This is a genomic window from Mycobacterium sp. 94-17, from assembly GCF_035617725.1.
Lineage (GTDB): Bacteria > Actinomycetota > Actinomycetes > Mycobacteriales > Mycobacteriaceae > Mycobacterium.
In genome coordinates, this window is the sequence record NZ_JAPIYN010000070.1 from 1 (window position 1) to 791 (window position 791).

3 protein-coding genes are annotated in these 791 nt (G+C 66.2%); all 3 read left to right on the forward strand.

The features are described from left to right. The coding region (locus OQ789_RS25660; protein WP_324689215.1) for a PPE family protein, SVP subgroup at positions 1-102 on the forward strand (102 nt) is incomplete at its 5' end. An 80-nt stretch (positions 103-182) separates the two neighbouring features. Next, positions 183-482: a PE family protein gene (locus tag OQ789_RS25665; protein ID WP_324689211.1), complete on the forward strand. Its 300-nt coding sequence runs from the start codon at positions 183-185 to the stop codon at positions 480-482. Positions 483-489: 7 nt separating this feature from the next. Beyond that, on the forward strand, positions 490-791 hold a 302-nt coding region (locus OQ789_RS25670; protein WP_324689213.1), incomplete at its 3' end, for a PPE family protein.

A 791-nucleotide genomic window follows, 5' to 3' on the forward strand; every position in this document is an offset into this window, starting at 1 on the left:
ATGCCGGTAGGAGGCATGGGACGACGCGGCGCGGCCGCCGGCTACGTCAACAAATACGGGTTCCGCTACAGCGTGCTGACCCGCCCACCTTCGGCCGGATAACGGAGAGCCACATGAATGCCAGAACACCAGCAACCCACTCCCGGAATGTCGCCGGGCCGGGCGGAAGGAACGAGACCTAGATGTCCTTTGTGACCACGCAGCCCGAGGCGCTGGCAGCCGCGGCGGGAAATCTGCAGGCCATCGGGTCAACGCTGAGCGCACAGAACGCCGCGGCAGCAGTCCCGACGACGGGGGTGGTACCGGCGGCTGCCGACGAGGTATCAGCGCTGACAGCGGCACAGTTCGCTACGCACGCGCAGATGTATCAGGCGGTCAGCGCCCAGGCGGCGGAGATCCACGAAATGTTTGTCAACACCCTGAGCACCAGCTCCGGGTCGTACGCGGTGACTGAGGCGGCCAACGCCGCCGCGGCTGGTTAAGGAGTCGATGATGTTGGATTACGGGATGTTTCCGCCGGAGTTCAATTCGGCGCGGATTTACGCGGGTCCGGGGTCGGGTTCGTTTGTGGCTGCGGCGTCGGCGTGGAGTGCGTTGGCGGCCGAGCTGAATTCGGCGGCGCTGAGTTATGACAACGTGGTCACCGCGCTGAGTAGCGATGAGTGGACGGGGACCGCGTCGGCGACGATGGCCCAGGCGGCCCAACCGTACGTGACGTGGATGACTACGACGGCGGCGCAGGCCGAAGAGACTGCGTCGCAGGCGCGTTCGGCCGCGGCGGCCTATGAGAG